The 15,053-nt window shown below is 68.4% G+C and carries 12 protein-coding genes; 5 read left to right on the top strand and 7 right to left on the bottom strand.

Translation table 11 applies throughout. The annotated features are described in order from the left end of the window. Positions 1–24: 24 nt before the first annotated feature. The 7 genes from gyrA to dnaA all read right to left on the bottom strand — a co-directional run bounded on the left by gyrA (position 25) and on the right by dnaA (position 11,438). Entirely contained in the window at positions 25–2,628 is a 2,604-nt protein-coding gene (gene gyrA, locus H4281_RS25700) for a DNA gyrase subunit A (protein ID WP_182893508.1), read from the bottom strand. Positions 2,629–2,676: 48 nt separating this feature from the next. Next, positions 2,677–4,644 (bottom strand): DNA topoisomerase (ATP-hydrolyzing) subunit B, encoded by a 1,968-nt coding sequence (gene gyrB, locus H4281_RS25695; protein WP_182893507.1) that lies wholly within the window; start codon positions 4,642–4,644, stop codon positions 2,677–2,679. Between the two features lie 197 nt (positions 4,645–4,841). After that, positions 4,842–5,477, bottom strand: a complete 636-nt coding sequence (locus tag H4281_RS25690) for a DciA family protein (RefSeq protein WP_182893916.1) — start codon at positions 5,475–5,477, stop codon at positions 4,842–4,844. Positions 5,478–5,586: 109 nt separating this feature from the next. Then, positions 5,587–6,741 (bottom strand): DNA replication/repair protein RecF, encoded by a 1,155-nt coding sequence (gene recF / locus H4281_RS25685; RefSeq protein WP_037809147.1) that lies wholly within the window; start codon positions 6,739–6,741, stop codon positions 5,587–5,589. A gap of 18 nt (positions 6,742–6,759) precedes the next feature. Next, the gene (gene gnd, locus H4281_RS25680) at positions 6,760–7,650 is read right to left on the bottom strand and encodes a phosphogluconate dehydrogenase (NAD(+)-dependent, decarboxylating) (RefSeq protein WP_182893506.1); all 891 of its coding nucleotides are present in this window, start codon (positions 7,648–7,650) and stop codon (positions 6,760–6,762) included. A gap of 49 nt (positions 7,651–7,699) precedes the next feature. Then, positions 7,700–8,833, bottom strand: coding sequence for a DNA polymerase III subunit beta (gene dnaN, locus H4281_RS25675; protein ID WP_182893505.1), 1,134 nt, complete (start codon positions 8,831–8,833; stop codon positions 7,700–7,702). A gap of 913 nt (positions 8,834–9,746) precedes the next feature. Beyond that, the gene (dnaA, locus tag H4281_RS25670) at positions 9,747–11,438 is read right to left on the bottom strand and encodes a chromosomal replication initiator protein DnaA (RefSeq protein ID WP_182893504.1); all 1,692 of its coding nucleotides are present in this window, start codon (positions 11,436–11,438) and stop codon (positions 9,747–9,749) included. 601 nt (positions 11,439–12,039) lie between these two features. On the opposite strand from dnaA, the gene rpmH reads away from it, so the two are divergent. The 5 genes from rpmH to H4281_RS25645 are packed head-to-tail and all read left to right on the top strand — an operon-like array spanning position 12,040 to position 14,691. Continuing rightward, complete coding sequence (rpmH, locus tag H4281_RS25665) at positions 12,040–12,183, top strand: 50S ribosomal protein L34 (protein ID WP_037363527.1); 144 nt, start codon at positions 12,040–12,042, stop codon at positions 12,181–12,183. A gap of 22 nt (positions 12,184–12,205) precedes the next feature. Next, positions 12,206–12,637: a ribonuclease P protein component gene (gene rnpA / locus H4281_RS25660; RefSeq protein WP_182893503.1), complete on the top strand. Its 432-nt coding sequence runs from the start codon at positions 12,206–12,208 to the stop codon at positions 12,635–12,637. A gap of 6 nt (positions 12,638–12,643) precedes the next feature. Then, a complete protein-coding gene (gene yidD / locus H4281_RS25655) occupies positions 12,644–12,970 on the top strand; it encodes a membrane protein insertion efficiency factor YidD (protein WP_037809137.1) in 327 nt (108 codons plus the stop codon). 4 nt (positions 12,971–12,974) lie between these two features. Further along, positions 12,975–14,123, top strand: a complete 1,149-nt coding sequence (gene yidC / locus H4281_RS25650) for a membrane protein insertase YidC (RefSeq protein ID WP_182893502.1) — start codon at positions 12,975–12,977, stop codon at positions 14,121–14,123. 28 nt (positions 14,124–14,151) lie between these two features. After that, entirely contained in the window at positions 14,152–14,691 is a 540-nt protein-coding gene (locus tag H4281_RS25645; RefSeq protein ID WP_067578310.1) for a Jag family protein, read from the top strand. Positions 14,692–15,053: the final 362 nt, after the last annotated feature.

Raw genomic sequence — 15,053 nt, 5'->3', positions numbered from 1 at the left:
CCTTACCCGTGCGTGGGGCGCCGATCACTGCTCCGGCGCCGTGCCGTCTTCTGCTGTGGGCTCCTCTGGCGTAGCCTCCGCCGCCTCTTCCGAAACCGTCTCGGAAGCCGAAACTTCCGAACCTTCGGTAGCTTCCTCGGCGGAGTCCTCGCCACCATTGGCGACGTCCGAACCCTCGTCCGCGTTGCGTGCGACCGCGAGAAGAGTGGTTCCGTCACCCAGGTTCATCAGCCGAACGCCCTTGGTCTGCCTGCCCGCCTTGCGCACGTCCCGCGCCGGCGTGCGGATGACCCCGCCGCTGGACGTGATGGCGAACAGCTCGTCGTCCTCGTCGACGATGAGTGCCCCCACCAGCCTGCCACGTTTGCTGTCGTGCTGAATGGTGAGCACGCCCTTGCCGCCGCGGCCCTGGACCGGATAGTCCTCGATGGGCGTCCGCTTCGCATACGCGCCGTCCGTGGCGACCAGCAGGAACTTGTCCGGTTTGACCACGCTGATGCCGAGCAGCTCGTCACCCTCGTTGAATCGCATGCCCAGCACGCCCGAGGTCGGCCGTCCCATCGGGCGCAGCGCCTCGTCGGTGGCGTGGAAGCGAATCGACTGCCCGCCCGCGGACACCAGCAGCAGGTCGTCCTCGGCCGCGGCCAGCACCGCGCCCATCAGCTCGTCGCCCTCGCGCAGGTTGATCGCGATGAGCCCGCCCGCGCGGTTGGAGTCGAAGTCGGTGAGCTTCGTCTTCTTCACCAGGCCGCGCTGCGTGGCGAGCACCAGGTACGGCGCGACCTCGTAGTTCGGGATCTCGATGACCTGGGCGATCTGCTCGTCCGGCTGGAACGCGAGCAGGTTCGCCACGTGCTGGCCGCGCGCGTTGCGGTTGGCCTCAGGCAGGTCGTAGGCCTTCGCCCGGTACACCCGGCCCTTGTTCGTGAAGAACAGGATCCAGTCGTGCGTGGAGCACACGAAGAAGTGCTGGACGATGTCGTCCTGCTTCAGCGTCGCGCCCTGCACGCCCTTGCCGCCGCGTTTCTGCGACCGGTACAGATCGGTTTTCGTCCGCTTGGCGTAGCCCGTGCGGGTGATGGTGACGACGACGTCTTCCTGCGCGATCAGGTCCTCGACCGACACGTCGCCGTCGAACGGGATGATCTGCGTGCGCCGGTCGTCGCCGTACTTGTCGACGATCTCCATCAGCTCGTCGCGGATGATCGACCGCTGCCGCTCCGGCTTCGCCAGGATGTCCTTGAGGTCGGCGATCTCCAGCTCGATCTCGGCCAGGGTGTCGATGATCCGCTGGCGCTCCAGTGCGGCCAGCCGGCGCAGCTGCATGTCCAGGATCGCGGTGGCCTGGATCTCGTCGATCTCGAGCAGCTCCATCAGGCCCGGCCGGGCCTCGTCGGCCGAGGGCGACCGCCGGATCAGGGCGATCACCTCGTCCAGCATGTCGAGCGCCTTGACCAGACCGCGCAGGATGTGGGCCCGCTCCTCGGCCTTGCGCAACCGGAACCGGGTGCGCCGCACGATCACGTCGACCTGGTGCTTCACGTAGTGCCGGATGATCTGGTCGAGCCGCAGCGTGCGCGGCACGTCGTCGACCAGCGCCAGCATGTTCACGCCGAAGTTCTGCTGCAGCTGGGTGTGCTTGAACAGGTTGTTCAGCACGACCTTCGCCACCGCGTCGCGCTTGATCGTGATGACGATCCGCATGCCGGAACGGCTGTTGGACTCGTCCGCGATGTCCGCGATGCCGGTGATCTTGCCGTCGCGCACCAGGTGGGCGATGTTCTCCACCAGGTTGTCCGGGTTGACCTGGTACGGCAGCTCGGACACGACCAGGATGGTGCGGCCCTTCGCGTCCTCCTCGACCTCGACGACCGCGCGCATCCGGATCGAACCGCGGCCGGTGCGGTAGGCGTCCTCGATGCCGGACGTGCCGAGGATCATCGCCTTGGTCGGGAAGTCCGGGCCCTTGATCCGCACGAGCAGCGCGGCCAGCAGTTCGTCGTCGGTCGCTTCCGGGTTCTCCAGCGCCCACACGACGCCCTCGGACACCTCGCGCAGGTTGTGCGGCGGGATGTTCGTCGCCATCCCGACCGCGATCCCGGAACCGCCGTTGACCAGCAGGTTCGGGAACCGCGACGGCAAAACGTCGGGCTCCTGGGTGCGCCCGTCGTAGTTGTCGCGGAAATCGACGGTGTCCTCTTCGATGTCCGCGAGCATCTGCATCGCGAGCGGCGCGAGCCGGGACTCGGTGTACCGCATCGCGGCCGCGGGGTCGTTGCCGGACGAGCCGAAGTTGCCCTGGCCGTCGATCAGCGGATAGCGCAGCGACCACGGCTGGGCGAGCCGCACGAGCGCGTCGTAGATCGCCGAGTCGCCGTGCGGGTGGTAGTTGCCCATGACGTCGCCGACGACGCGGGAGCACTTGTTGTACCCGCGGTCCGGGCGGAACCCGGAGTCGAACATCGAGTACAGGATCCGGCGCGCCACCGGCTTGAGGCCGTCGCGCACGTCCGGCAGCGCCCGCGACACGATGACGCTCATCGCGTAGTCGATGTAGGAACGCTGCATCTCCTGCTGGATGTCGACCGGTTCGATCCGGTCGTGTTCCGGCGGCAAGGTTTCCGTCATGGGGTCCTTCTTGTGAGCAGTCCTGGGAAGCGGGTGAGAAGGGGACGCCTACACGTCCAGGAAGCGCACGTCCTTGGCGTTGCGCGTGATGAACGAACGGCGGGCTTCCACGTCCTCGCCCATCAGCACGGAGAACAGTTCGTCGGCCTGCGCGGCGTCGTCGAGGGTGACCTGCCCGAGCAGCCGGTTCGCCGGGTCCATCGTGGTCTCCCACAGCTCCTCGGCGTTCATCTCGCCGAGACCCTTGTACCGCTGGATCGCGTCGTCCTTGGGAAGACGGCGGCCCGCCTCGACGCCGGCCTGGATGACCGCGTCGCGTTCCTTGTCCGAGTACGCGTACTCCGGCTCCGACCGCGGCCACTTGATCTTGTACAGCGGCGGCCGCGACAGGAACACGTGGCCGTGCTCGATGAGCGGCGTCATGAAGCGGAACAGCAGCGTGAGCAGCAGCGTGGTGATGTGCTGGCCGTCGACGTCGGCGTCGGCCATCAGCACGATCTTGTGGTACCGCAGCTTCGAGATGTCGAAATCGTCGTGGATGCCGGTGCCCAGCGCGGTGATCAGCGACTGGACCTCGGTGTTCTTGAGGACGCGGTCGATGCGGGCCTTCTCGACGTTGATGATCTTGCCCCGGATCGGCAGGATCGCCTGGTACATCGAGTCGCGGCCTTCCTTGGCCGAACCGCCCGCCGAGTCGCCCTCCACGATGTAGAGCTCGCACTCGCCGGGGTCATTCGAACGGCAGTCCTTGAGCTTGCCCGGAAGACCGCCGATCTCCAGCGCGCCCTTGCGCCGCACCAGGTCGCGCGCCTTGCGGGCGGCGAGCCGGGCCTGCGCCGACGAGATCGACTTGTTGATGATCGTCTTGGCTTCGCTCGGGTTGCGCTCGAACCAGTCGCCGAGCCATTCGTTCGACTGCTGCTGCACGAACGTCTTGGCCTCGCTGTTGCCCAGTTTGGTCTTGGTCTGGCCCTCGAACTGCGGTTCGGACAGCTTGATCGACACGATCGCGGCGAGGCCCTCGCGCACGTCGTCGCCGGTCAGGTTCGCGTCCTTCTCCTTGAGCAGCTTCTTCTCGCGCGCGTACGCGTTGACCACGCGGGTGAGCGCGGCGCGGAAGCCCTCTTCGTGCGTGCCGCCTTCGTGCGTGTTGATCGTGTTGGCGAACGTGTACACCGACGGCGTGAACCCGGTGTTCCACTGCATCGCGACCTCGACCTCAAGGCCGGAGCCCTTCGCGTCGAAGGAGATGACGCTCTCGTGGATCGGGTCCTTGCTGCCGTTGATGTGCTTGACGAAGTCCTCGAGCCCGCCCGGGTAGCAGTAGACGACTTCCTTGACCCTTGCCTGCTTGCCCGCGGCGTCCTCTTCGGTCTCCTCGTCGGCGACGCGCTCGTCGCGCAGCGACAGGGTGAGGCCCTTGTTGAGGAACGCCATCTCCTGCAAGCGGCGCGAGATGGTCTCGAAGTTGTAGGTGGTGGTCTCGAAGATGCTGCCGTCGGCCCAGAAGGTGATGGTGGTGCCGGTGTCGCTGGCCGGGCCGAGGTCCTCGAGCGGGCCGGGGACCTGGTTGGTGTACTCCTGGCGCCAGCTGCGGCCGCCGACCTTGATCTCCGCGAGCAGCTTCGTGGACAGCGCGTTCACCACGGAGACGCCGACGCCGTGCAGACCGCCGGACACCGCGTAGGAGTCGCTGTCGAACTTGCCGCCCGCGTGCAGGATGGTGAGCACGACCTCGAGGGTCGGCTTCTGTTCCTTCGGGTGGATGTCGACCGGAATGCCGCGGCCGTCGTCGACGACCCGCACCCCGCCGTCCGCGAGCAGGGTAACCTCGACCTTGGTGGCGTACCCCGCCATCGCCTCGTCCACGGAGTTGTCCACCACCTCCTGGACCAGGTGGTGGAGGCCGCGCTCACCGGTGGAACCGATGTACATGCCGGGGCGCTTGCGAACTGCTTCGAGGCCTTCGAGCACGGTGATGGACGACGCGTTGTACTCGCTCTTGTTCTCGGTCACCGGCGTTGTTTCTCCTCGTCTCGCCCGAGCGGACGCCCGCTACTACAACAGTGTACTTGCCCGCACGCGCTCACATGCGGCTAGGACACCCCTCAGCCGGTCGCAGAGGGACGAAATCACCCTCAGTTGAGTCATCTCGTATCCGAAGCTGCGCGGCCCGGTCCTCGGGGAACTCATCCGCCGGAGCGCAACCCCCGTCAGCCGTACGTGTCACGCGGCCCGCGACCAGGCACGTGCCGGGGCCCTTTCCGCCAGCTCGGAGCGGTCGGACCCTGGATCCGCATCCGCTTGACCACGCCGTTCCCGACGCCCGCGGCGATCTTCGCCAGCAACTTGCCCTGCAGCAACCGCAACTGCGTCGCCCACGCGGTGGAACTCGCGCGGACGGTCAGCTCGCCGTCTTTCAGCGCCACCGGCTGGGCGTGTTCGGCGACGTCCTCGCCCACGAGCCGGGCCCACTGCCCGAACACGCGCGCGTTGGTCATCGTGTCCTGCCAGCCGCTGTCGGAGATCAGCCGCGAGACGAGCCTGCCGAGCGGCTGCGGGTCGCGCGGATCCGCGCCGGGCCCTGACCAGCGCCTGCGCGCCCGGTTCTGCCCGCCGCCCCCGGTGATCCGGCCGCGCCGGAGGTTCGGCGGGGCTCCGCGTTCGCGGGCTTTCGCCTTCGCCGCTTCGAGCGCGGCGTGCGCGAGGTCGCGGCCGCTCGGTTTGTCCCCAGCGGACGTCTCGTTCGGCCCAGTGGAACTGTCACGCTCAGTCGCGCCACGCGCGGGATTTCCGGAAGTGTCGCCCGCTTCCGGGGTGTCAAGACCGCCATCCGGCCGGTTCGTCACGCGCGGCGATAACGCGGCTTCGGGTTTATCCACACTGTCCACAGGTTTGTCCCCAGATCGGTGGGCAACCCGCGTGACCCCGGTCACCCCGCGTGGTCGTCGTGGCTGTTCAGGCACGGTTCACCTCCCCGTCGGCCACCGTGAACCTCGCGCCGGCGAGCTCCTCGGGCACGTCCTCGGCCACCGCCGCGGTGATGAGCACCTGCTCGGCGCTCGCGGAGACCTCGGCCAGCCGGGCCCGGCGCTTGCGGTCGAGTTCGGCGAACACATCGTCCAGCAACAAGACCGGTTCGCCCGCTTCGGCGCGCAGAAGTTCGTAACTTCCGAGCCGCAGCGCGAGCGCGAACGACCACGACTCGCCGTGGCTCGCGTATCCCTTCGCCGGCGCTTCGCCGAGGATCAGCTCCAGTTCGTCCCGATGCGGGCCGACCAGACTGATCCCTCGTTCCAGTTCCTGCCGCCGCGTATCGGCCAACGCCTTCAGCAACAGTTCACGCAGTACCTCTGCCTCGGCACGCTCTCCGCCCGGCACTCCGTACGAGGGCGGAAGCGCTTCGCCGAGCGAAGACTTGTACGCGATCTTCGCTGGGCGAGAGTCGGGTGCGACCCCCATGTAAGCGTCGGCGGTGTACGGCGCGAGGTCTGCGATGAGGTTCAACCGTGCCGCCAGCAGCTGCGCGCCAGCCACCGAGAGATGGTCGTCCCACACGTCGAGCGTCGACAGCGCGTACGGGTCTTCGCGACCAGTACGGCGTTTGCCTGCGGTCTTGAGAAGTGCGTTGCGCTGCTTAAGGACCTTCTCGTAGTCCGCGCGCACGCCCGCGTACCGAGGCGCGCGAAGCACGAGCAGTTCGTCCATGAACCGACGGCGTTCGCTCGGATCGCCGCGCACGAGCGAGAGGTCCTCCGGAGAGAACAGCACCGTACGCAGAATGCCGAGCACGTCGCGCGGCTTGCCGACCGCACCGCGGTTCACCCGCGCACGGTTGGCGCGACCAGGCGTGATCTCGAGTTCGACCGTCAGCTCGCGGTCTTCGTTGACGACCGCGACCCGGACGAGCGCGCGCTCACAGCCGTGGCGGACGAGCGGGGCGTCCGTGGCGACCCGGTGCGAACCGAGGGTCGCCACGTAGCCGATCGCTTCGAGCAGGTTCGTCTTCCCCCGGCCGTTCTGACCGACGAGCACGACCGGCCCCGGTTCGAGGGCGAGGTCGGCCAGCGGCCAGGACCGGAAGTCGGTGACCTGGAGATGTCGCAGATACACGGGCGGGGACCGCGGGAGCTAGCTCCCGGCCTTCTTCACAGCGTGGCCGCCGAACTGGTTGCGCAGCGCGGCGACGGCGCGCATCGCGGCGGAGTCCTTCTGCCGGGAGGAGAACCGGGCGAACAGCGCGGCCGACAGCACCGGCGCGGGCACCGCGTTGTTGACCGCTTCTTCCAGCGTCCAGCGGCCTTCGCCGGAGTCTTCGACGTAGCCTTCGAGGTCGTCCAGTTCCGGGTCCTCGTCCAGCGCGCGCACCAGCAGGTCGAGCAGCCAGGAGCGGACCACGGTGCCGCGCTGCCAGCCCTTGATCACGGCGGGCACGTCGTCGACGATCTTCGCGGCTTCGAGCAGTTCGAAGCCCTCGGCGTAGGCCTGCATGATGCCGTACTCGATGCCGTTGTGGATCATCTTCGCGTAATGCCCGGCACCGACCGAACCGGCGTGCGAGAAGCCTTCCTCGCGCGGACCTTCCGGACGCAGCGCGTCGAAGATCGGCATCGCGCGCTGGACGTCCGACGCCGCGCCGCCGACCATCAGGCCGTAGCCGTTGTCCTTGCCCCACACGCCGCCGGAGACGCCGCAGTCGAGGTAGCCGACGCCGTGCGAGGCGAGCAGATCGGCGTTCAGCTTGTCGTCGGTGAACTTCGAGTTCCCGCCGTCGATCACCAGGTCGCCCTCGGACAGCAGCTGCCCGAGCTCGGTCACGGTCTGCCGGGTCGGCTCGCCTGCCGGGACCATGATCCACACGATCCGCGGACCGGACAGCTGGGAGACCATGTCCTCGAGCGAGGTCGAGTCGCTGACGTCCGGGTTGCGGTCGTAGCCGACCACCTCGTGCCCGGCGGCGCGCAGCCGCTCGCGCATGTTGAAGCCCATCTTGCCCAGGCCGACGAGACCCAGCTGAACCATGAGATCCCCTTTGGATTGGATCGGTTTTCCTCGGTTGGACGCGCGGCGCTCAGCCCGGCAGCCGGACCGGCATGAGCAGGTAGAGATACCCGGGGACGACGTTGCCCTCGGCGTCGGCGGGCTTGATCAGCGCCGGGCGGTTGGGCGTGGTGAACGTCAGCTCGGCCCGGTCGCTGTGCAGCGCGCCGAGCCCGTCGACGAGGTAGCCGGGGTTGAACGCGATGGTGACCGACTCGCCCTCGTAGTCGACCTGGAGTTCTTCCTCGGCGCTGCCCTCGTCGTCGCCGCCCGCGGACAGCCGCAGGGAGCCGTCGCCGAATTCGAGCCGCACCTGAGTGCCGCGCTCGGCGACCAGCGACACGCGCTTGATCGACTCGGTGAGCGCGCTGACCTCGATAACCGCGCGCGAGGTGTGGTTCGCGGGCAGCAGCTGGCGGTACGGCGGGAACTCGGCGTCGAGCAGCCGGGTGGTCGTGTAGCGGCCCGCGCCGGACAGGCCGAGCAGGCCGTCGCCGGAAGCGAGCGCGAGCTGCACGGTGGTGCCCGCGCCGCCGAGCGTCTTGGCAGCCTCGGCGAGCGTCCGTGCCGGGACGAGCACCGCGGCGTCGGACAGGCCCTCGGCCGGCTTCCAGGTGAACTCGCGCATCGCGAGCCGGAACCGGTCGGTGGCGACGAGGGTGAGCGTCTCGCCGGAGATCTCCAGCCGCATGCCGGTGAGCATGGGGAGCGTGTCGTCCTTGCCTGCCGCGGTGGCGACCTGGGTGACCGCCTGGCCGAAGACGTCGCCGGTGAGCTCGCCCGCGTGCGCGGGCTGGGACGGCAGCTGCGGGTAGTCCTCGACCGGCATGGTCGGGAGGCTGAACCGGGCGCTGCCGCAGGTGATGGTGGCGCGGGCGCCGTCGACGGAGATCTCCACCGGCTGCGCGGGCAGCGCCTTGGTGATGTCGGCCAGCAGGCGGCCGGAGACGAGCAGCCGTCCACCGTCGGCGATGGTCGCGGGCACACCGACCGTGGCCGAGACCTCGTAGTCGAAGCCGGAGACCGTGAGCGCGTCGGACTCTCCATCCGCGCCCGCGTCGAGGAGAACACCGCCCAAGACCGGCACTGGAGGCCGGGAGGGGAGGCTTCTGGCCACCCACGCGACGGCGTCGGCGAGCCCGTCGCGCTCGACGCGGATCTTCATGCGCGCTTCCTTTCGACAGCCGAGCCCCTCGGCTCGTGAAGGGGTCGCTGGGCACCAGTCGTGAGCACCGCGCGCGACCGGGTCCCCGCTCGGTCCGGTCCGCCCCGCGCGGGAACGGACCAGCTGCAGACATCCACGTTAGGCCGTCGCCGGGGGTGCCGTCACCTCGGCCTCCCCTTCACTTTGTCGACATAACGACACGAATCTCAGCTTGTCCCCAGTTTCGTCCTCCGCCTGTTTTTGTTCTGTTCTTTCTTAGAAGAGATGAAAAACCAGTAGCAGTAATAGGGGCTGTGGATTGTGTGGACAGCACTCGTTCGCGCTGGTCGTGGCGTGCGGCGGCCTGTGGGCAGCCCTGGTGGCGGATCGGTGGATGGTTCGGGCGATCCGTGGATGGTTTCGGGCCGTCCCGGATTCATCCACAGTTGTCCCCAGTTATCCCCATGGTTGTCCCCAGGTTGGGACCGAGTTGTACCCAGGCTCTGGGGGCAGCCGAAGCGGCCGGGATCGCCCTGGTGAGTGACGACCCACAGTTGTGGACTACCTGTGGGCAACCTGGGGAATCCGCGTGGACAACCATGGGGACAACCTGTGGATTCGGTGTGAGCGGGATGTGGATCGAATCCGGGTCGTCGCAGCTCCGGGATCCGTTGGCACTGTGGGCAAACTGCCCACACCCTGGGGAAAACCCCTTGTGTATCAATAAGTTTGAGAAATTCTCTGTACACAGGCTGTGGACGTCTGTGGATACGTACGCGCGCTTCGCTCCGCTGCCGATGCGTACGCACGCTTCAGCTGCGTACCGGCGAGAAGCCCGTCAGGGCAACGAAAAGGGGCACCACGGGAGTCCGTGGTGCCCCTAGAACGTCGAAACAGGACTGTCTAAATGCGAGTGTCCAAACGCGGCAGTCGGCTACTGGCGAGCGCGCTGCTTGATTCGCGAGGTCAGCTCCTGCACCTGGTCGTAAATCCGCCTGCGCTCGGCCATCTCCTTGCGGATCTTCTTGTCCGCGTGCATGACGGTCGTGTGGTCGCGGCCGCCGAACGTCTGGCCGATCTTCGGCAGCGACATCTCGGTCAGCTCGCGGCAGAGGTACATCGCGATCTGGCGGGCTGTGGCGAGCGCCTTCGTCTTGCCGGGTCCGCACAGCTCGTCGAGCGTCACGTCGAAGAACTCCGCGGTGACGCCCATGATGGTCGGCGCGGTGATCTCCGGCGTGTGCGAGTCCGGGATCAGGTCGCGCAGCACGATCTCGGCGAGCCCGACTTCCACCGGCTGCTGATTCAGCGACGCGAACGCGGTGACGCGGATCAGCGCGCCCTCCAGTTCGCGGATGTTCGCCTCGACCCGCGACGCGATGAACTCGAGCACCTCGCCGGGCACCGCGAGCCGGTCCTGTGCCGCCTTCTTGCGCAGGATCGCGATCCGGGTCTCCAGCTCAGGCGGCTGGATGTCGGTGATCAGGCCCCATTCGAACCGCGTCCGCAGCCGGTCCTCCAGGGTTTCCAGCCGCTTGGGCGGCCGGTCGGAGCTGACGACGATCTGCTTGTTCTGGTTGTGCAGCGTGTTGAAGGTGTGGAAGAACTCCTCCTGGGTGCCTTCCTTGCCCTCCAGGAACTGGATGTCGTCCACCAGCAGGATGTCGACATCGCGGTAGCGGCGCTGAAAAGCGACCTTGCGGTCGTCTCGCAGCGAGTTGATGAAGTCGTTCGTGAACTCTTCGGTCGAGACGTAGCGCACGCGCATGCCGGGGAACAGCCGCTGCGCGTAGTGCCCGACCGCGTGCAGCAGGTGCGTCTTGCCGAGCCCGGACTCGCCCCAGATGAACAGCGGGTTGTACGCGCGTGCCGGCGCCTCGGCCACGGCGACTGCGGCGGCGTGCGCGAAGCGGTTGGACGCGCCGATGACGAACGTGTCGAAGTTGTACTTCTCGTTCAGCTTCGTCTTCGAGGTCTGCGGCTGCGCCGGAGCGGTGTAGGGCTGGCCCGCGATCGGCTGCCCGGCGAACCGGGGCCAGATCTCGTTGGCGGTCGCCAGCGCTTCGCCCTCTTCGTCGACTTCTTCGTCCGGGTCCTCGAGGTCGTCCAGGCCGGGGTGGACCGGGTGCAGCGGCTGCTGAGGAGGCGGTGGCGGCGGCGGGTCGACCCGTGCCGGCGGAAGCCCGGCCGCTTCGACCTGCGGCCGGCGAGGCGGCGGCTTCGGCTTCGGGCGCTCTGGGCGCACGTGGTCGGCCTGGCCGTTCTCCAGGTGCGGGCTCGGCTGCGGCGCCGGCTCCGGCCGAGGAACGTCGTTTTCCACCCGGGCGGGTGACGCCGCATAGCGGGGGGCGGGCGCGACCGGTTCGGTGCTGTCGACCTTCACCGCGAGCGACACCGGGCGGCCGAGCCGCCGCGACAGCGCTTCGGTGATCGAGGTGCGCAGCGCGCGTTCGATGGCTTCCTTCGCGAAATCGCTCGGCGCGGCGAGCAGCGCGGTGCCGTCGAGGAGACCGATCGGGCGGGTCACCCGCATCCAGGCTCGTTGCTGCGGGGAGAGGGTGCCGTCGGACAGCTCCCGCACCACCTGCTCCCAGATGACGCCCAGATTGTGCTGGTGCTCCGACACCGGTCTGACTCCCCTCCCCTCGTCGGCGCGCACGCCTCGGACCCACCCCCGAGCACGTCCTGGAAGCTCGCCTCGAGCACGCGGTCCGGACTCACCCGCGCGACGGCACAGCGATATCCACAAAGTTGTCCACAGCTGTGCACTAATGTACGGCCGTCCGCAGCCACGCGACCTGCGGGCTCGGCGTACTCCCCGGGCGCCTCCACACCCCCCGACGTCGGCGAGGCCTCATCGGTCCTGCCCGGAGGTCGAGAGAGGCACGCTAACAAGCCCTGCTCGATGCCACAAGACGTGGTGCTGCGCAAGCATTTCACGGTGTACGGCGTGTTGCCATTCGGTGCCGCGCCGTGCCGGGAGGCAGTCTCGCGGGTCGGTCGCCGAGGGTGGCGGAGGGGCGCCTGCGGCGTTCACGACCGGGGTGCGTACCCTCGTAAGGTCTCCCGTATGCGACGGGTGCGTTTCGCGTGCCTACGTATGTCGTCGCTCGTCGTGACGAGGCCACCCGGTGGTAGGAGACAGCACGAACTTCCGTGCGACCCGCACGACACGCCGGGCGCCGGGGAATCCGCCGTCGCCCGACGGCCGAGACACAGGAGAAGCAGTGAGCAAGGGCAAGCGCACCTTCCAGCCGAACAACCGTCGTCGCGCGAAGACCCACGGTTTCCGCCTGCGCATGCGGACCCGTGCGGGCCGGGCGATCCTCGCGGCGCGCCGTCGCAAGGGCCGCGCCGAGCTGTCCGCCTGATCCGGCTCCGCCGAACCGCGTCGTGCTGCCCGCTGGCGCACGTCTGCGGCGGAGCGAGGACTTCCGGGTCGTCCTCCGCCGGGGGTCCCGGGCCGGCAGGCGCCGCCTCGTCGTCCATGCGTTGACCACGGACCCGTCCGTGGCCGCCTCGTTCGCGGCCAGGGCGGGTTTTGTGGTGAGCAAGGCCGTCGGGAACTCGGTGGTGCGCCACCGGGTGACCCGGCGGTTGCGGCACCTGGTTTCCGCGCGTCTCGGAACACTGCCCGCGGGCACTTCGTTGGTGGTACGGGCACTGCCTCCGGCCGCGTCCGCGTCGAGCGCTGAGCTCGGCGCGGATCTCGACGCCGCGCTGCGCCGGCTCGGCCTCCGGCCGTCCGGCCGTCCGGCCGGGGCCGATGCTCCCCGGCAGCCGCGTCAGCAGGGCGCGGCACCCGACCACGGATCAGCGGTGTAAACGGCCATGGACGCCACCTCCGAACACAGCACCACCGAAGTACCCGAGGACGAGTCGCCGCCCCGGCCGGGACCGGTCGCGTGGGTGCTGCTCCTCCCCGTGCGGTTCTACCGCAAGGCGATTTCGCCCTTTCTTCCTCCGGCCTGCCGGTTCTACCCGAGCTGCAGCGCGTACGCAGTCGAAGCCCTGACCCGCCACGGCGCGGCCAAAGGCTCCTACCTCGCGCTGCGCCGGCTGCTTCGCTGCGGCCCGTGGACCCCGCCCGGCCGCGACCCGGTGCCCGAGAAGTTCTCGTGGCGACACCGCACGCCTGAAACACCGATCGAGGAGTAGCTCAGTGCTCGATTTCATCTACTACCCCGTGTCCTTCATCTTGTGGTGTTGGCACAAGGTCTTCGGGTTCGTCTTCGGGGAAGCGACCGCGATCTCGTGGATCCTCGGCATCATCTTCCTGACGTTCACCGTCCGCGGCATCATGTTCAAGCCGTTCGTGAACCAGGTCCGGTCGATGAAGAAGATGCAAGACTTCGCGCCGGAAATGAAGAAGATCCAGAAGAAGTACGCGAACGACCGGCAGCGCCAGGCGCAGGAGATGCAGAAGCTCCAGCGCGAGCACGGCGTCAACCCGCTCGGCAGCTGCCTTCCGATGATCCTTCAGATCCCGGTCTTCATCGGCCTGAACCACGTGCTGCGCGCGTTCACCATGCCGCCGCCCGGCGGCGGGGACAAGACCGAGAACTACTTCTTCAACGCGCAGGACGTGCACTCCTACGTCAGCGCGAAGCTCTTCGGCGTCAACATGGGCGAGGCGGTCAACAACGGCGTCGGCGCCGTCGCGGGCCACGTCGCGAACGGCGGCTGGCACTGGGAGGTCCTCCCGGTCGCGCTGCCGCTGATGATCATCGCCTCGATCGCCACGCACCTCACCGCGCGGCACTCGGTCTCCCGGCAGAACGCGTCGGCCGCGGGCACCCCGCAGACCGCGATCATGAACAAGCTCACCATGTACGTCTTCCCGCTCGGTGTGCTCGTGTTCGGTGCCTTCTTCCCGCTCGGCCTGCTCTTCTACTGGCTGGCGAACAACGGCTGGACGCTCATGCAGCAGCGCCTCGTCTACACGAAGATCGACAAGGAAGAGGCGGCCCGCAAGGCGGAGGCGGCCGAGAAGCGCGCGTCGCTCGGCCCGAAGCCGGGCCAGAAGCCGACCGCGCCGAAGGTCGGGCAGAAGCCGGTGCAGCAGAAGAAGAACCAGCAGCAGGGCCAGCAGGGCAAGGTGACCAAGGCGGGTTCGGCGCACGGCTTCGCGCAGACCTCGTCCTCCGGCGGCAAGTCCGGCGGCGTCGCTTCCACGGAGAAGAAGGCGGCCGAACCGGCGGAGAGCGCGCCCGAGCAGACGTCGAACCAGAACGGATCGAAGGAGAACGGCACCGGGGTGCCCGGACTCCTCAAGGACTCGAACAGGAAGTCGGGCCGGAAGCGTCGCTGACGCTTCGGGTTCGGAGAGGAGACTGAAGATGTCGGAGACGGTCGACACGATCGACGCCGATCAGGAAGAGACGAGCGCACCGGCCGAGCCGAAGGCAGGCGGTGACGATGCTCTCGTGCAAGAGGGCGACATCGCCGGCGACTACCTCGAGCGTCTGCTGGACCTGCTCGACTACGACGGCGACATCGACCTTGATGTCGAAGCGGGCCGCGCCATCGTCAGCATCGACGGCGGCGACGACTTGGAGAAGCTGGTCGGCCCCCGCGGCACGGTGCTCGAAGCGCTGCAGGAGCTGACCCGCCTCGCGGTCCAGCAGGAGACCGGCTCGCGCAGCCGGCTGATGCTGGACATCGCGGGCTGGCGCGCGGACCGCCGCGAGGAGCTCCGCGAACTCGGCCGGTCCACCGCCGAGTCGGTGCTGTCGAGCGGCGAGCGGGTTCGCCTGCAGCCGATGAGCCCGTTCGAACGCAAGGTCGTCCACGACGCGGTCGCGACGGTCAAGGGCGTCACGAGCGAGAGCGAGGGCGAAGACCCGAAGCGCCGCGTGGTGATCTTCCCCGAGGACTGAGCCCCTCGGACGCGTTGCGCGTTGCGCGTCTCGCGTCTCGCGTTGAGTACTGAGCCGAAGCGGCCCACTGGAGTTAATCCCGTGGGCCGCTTCTTTTGTGTCCGCTCTTCTTACGCGTACCGGTGGCGGGTCACGGAACCGCGCTGACTGTCGCGATCTCGGATGCTTCACGTACCCGGCCCCGCTATGCGGACCCGCCGCCCGGCGTTAGCTTCTTCCCGAGCCGAGCCGAGCCGAGCCGAGCCGAGCCGAGCCGAGCCGAGCCGAGCCGAGCCGAGCCGAGCCGAGCCGAGCCGAGCCGAGCCGGGCTGATGGCGGCGGGGCTGTCGAAGACCGCGAACAGCGAGGTCGGCCCGGCGCCG

This window comes from Amycolatopsis dendrobii (assembly GCF_014145675.1).
Classification (GTDB): Bacteria; Actinomycetota; Actinomycetes; order Mycobacteriales; family Pseudonocardiaceae; genus Amycolatopsis; species Amycolatopsis dendrobii.
This window is presented reverse-complemented; position numbering and strand designations above follow the sequence as displayed.

What these genes read in the sequence shown, in the direction of transcription:
- gnd (WP_182893506.1), bottom strand. Translation starts at nt 7,650, where the DNA reads ATGGTTCAGCTGGGTCTCGTCGGCCTGGGCAAGATGGGCTTCAACATG.
- gyrA (WP_182893508.1), bottom strand. Translation starts at nt 2,628, where the DNA reads ATGACGGAAACCTTGCCGCCGGAACACGACCGGATCGAACCGGTCGAC.
- yidD (WP_037809137.1), top strand. Translation starts at nt 12,644, where the DNA reads ATGGACGCCACCTCCGAACACAGCACCACCGAAGTACCCGAGGACGAG.
- dnaN (WP_182893505.1), bottom strand. Translation starts at nt 8,833, where the DNA reads ATGAAGATCCGCGTCGAGCGCGACGGGCTCGCCGACGCCGTCGCGTGG.
- H4281_RS25645 (WP_067578310.1), top strand. Translation starts at nt 14,152, where the DNA reads ATGTCGGAGACGGTCGACACGATCGACGCCGATCAGGAAGAGACGAGC.